This window comes from Frankia sp. CcWB2 (assembly GCF_977927585.1).
The window spans coordinates 8,652-10,892 of record NZ_CDWRCM010000160.1; the positions used below are offsets into that span (position 1 = coordinate 8,652).

Below are 2,241 nucleotides of genomic sequence, written 5' to 3' on the forward strand. Positions count from 1 at the left end.
TCGAGGCCGCCGCGCTGCCCAGGGTGGCCAGGAAGACCACGGGCCGGCCGCCCGTCGCCGCCAGGTGCGCGTCGGAACGGGCGCGCAGCTCCTCGAAGGTGAGGTCGTAGGTGAGCTCCGGCAGCCCGGCGCCCACCGCCGTGGCGGCCTCCCCGCCGACGCCGGCGGGGCTCGCGGCGGGCACGGGGCTCACGGCGGGCACGGGGTGCCGCTCGGGGAGGTTCTCGCCCAGGTTCGGGAACTCGCTCACCCCGGTGATCGGTTCCCGCCGGTGGGCGATCGCGTCGGAGCGCGTCGCCCAGGTGGCCGCGATCCGCTCGGCGACGAGCCCGGACCGCAGGCCGGCGACGATCCCGCCGGCCCGCTCGATCTCGGTGAACCAGGCCCAGGCCGCCTCGGCGAGCTCGGCGGTGAGTGACTCGACGTACCAGGAGCCGCCGGCCGGGTCGGTCACCCGGATCAGGCTCGACTCCTCCTGCAGGAGGGTCTGGGTGTTGCGGGCGATCCGGCGGGAGAAGTCGTCGGGCCGGCCGAGGCGCGTGTCGAACGGCAGGACGGTGACCGCGTCGGCGCCGCCGACACCGGCGCCGAAGCAGGCCAGCGTCGTGCGCAGCATGTTCACCCAGGGATCCCGGCGGGTCATCATCGCCGCCGAGGTGACCGCGTGCTGGCGCTGGGCCCGGTCGGCCGGCTCGGCGCCGCACACCTCGGCGACCCGTGACCACAACCGGCGGGCGGCCCGCAGCTTCGCGATCGAGGAGAACTGATCGGCGGTGACCGCGTAGCGAAACTCGATCTGGGCGAGCGCCTCGGCAAGGCTCAGGCCGGCCCCGGTGAGCTCCCGCAGGTAGGCGACGCCGGTGGCCAGTGACGCCCCGAGTTCCTCGGCGTCACTGCCACCCGCGCGGTGGTAGGGCTGGGCGTCGACGACGAAGGCGCGGATCCCGGGGAACTCCCGCACGCACCGGCCGGCGAGCGACACCGCCTCGGCGAGGCCCACCGGGCCGTCGGCCGGCAAGCCGGTCCGCGCGGCCAGACCGATCGGGTCGGCGCCGAGGCTGCCCGTGAGCTGCGAACCGGGCAGGCCGCGGGCGGCGGCGAGGCCGAAGAACTCCTCGGCGGCCGAGGCGGTGAGCTCCCCCGCGTCCAGCACGATCGGCGCGAGGTCGAGGTAGACCTCGCGCAGCACCGCGCCGAGCCCGCCGATCGGCAGACCGGCGGGCCCCAGCCGCAGCCAGAGCGAGGTAGCGCCGTTCTCCAGATCGGCGAGGACCGCCTCGGCGACGAGCGTGGCATCGGGGTTGTCATGCAGCGCGCGGACATCCCAGCCGCCGGTGCCCGCGCCCTGCGCCCGCCCACCCCGCACGAACGGGGCGAGCCCCGGCAGGCCCACCCCGCCGGCGGGGGCGTTCTCGGCGGTGTAGAGCGGACGGATCCGCGGACCGTCATAGGTCCGCGTGGCCAACAGCTCCTCGACTTCGCCGGGAGTAGTCGCCTCGGTCGCCACGCCAGACTTGCGCAGCACCTGCAGGACGAGCGTCTGCCAATCGGCGCGCGTCGCCTCCGGAAAGTCTGCCGCCAGCGACAACCCGGCCGATGGAACGCTCATGTTCCGGATCGTAGGCCCGGGGGGCCCAGGCGGCCTGGAATGTACTTCCCGTCACAACACCTTGCGCGCGTTTCGCCGGATCGTGTCCCTGCTCACGATGCCCGCAGCCGCTCAGCCACCGCGGCTGTGCCGGCGGCGGACGCCTCAGCGGCCACTCTGGACGCCTCGGCCCGCTCGGCCGCCCGCGCCGCCAGGACCCGGGTCACCGCCGAGACGACCCGCTCCGGATGCCAGGTCACGTCGGCCACGCTGAACCGCAGCACCGTCCAGCGCAACGCGGCGAGGATGTTGCCGCGGTGACGGTCCTGGTAGATCATCGCCGGCGGGCTGGTGGCCGAGAAGGTGTCCGCCTCCACGTCGAGTCGCTGCGCCGGCCAGGCAAGATCCAGCCGGGTGATGATCTGACCGGTCCCGTCCCTGACCGGCCACTGCAATTCCACGGGCGCGAGCCCGTTGTCGGCCAGCAGCAGCCGCAGCCGGGTCTCCAGGGGGTTCTCGGCCCGGCCGTCGGCCAGCGACCACCAGTCGGTCGTCTGCCGGAAACCGCGCCGCCCCTCGGCGGCCGCCCGCGCCCGCGCCACGCCGGCATTAGGGCCTGTTTGGAAATTTCATCGGCGCAGCCATTTGTTGAT

General features: G+C 74.5%; 2 protein-coding genes. Both read right to left on the reverse strand.

The features are described 5' to 3' along the window. Positions 1–1,609, reverse strand: a 1,609-nt coding sequence (locus ACY45C_RS15905; RefSeq protein ID WP_462188371.1) for a methylmalonyl-CoA mutase subunit beta, incomplete at its 3' end; no start/stop codon positions are given. Positions 1,610–1,701: 92 nt separating this feature from the next. Continuing rightward, positions 1,702–2,190 carry a hypothetical protein gene (locus tag ACY45C_RS15910; protein ID WP_462188372.1) on the reverse strand — a complete coding sequence of 163 codons (489 nt, stop codon included), beginning with the start codon at positions 2,188–2,190 and terminating at the stop codon, positions 1,702–1,704. Between the last annotated feature and the right edge of the window lie 51 nt (positions 2,191–2,241).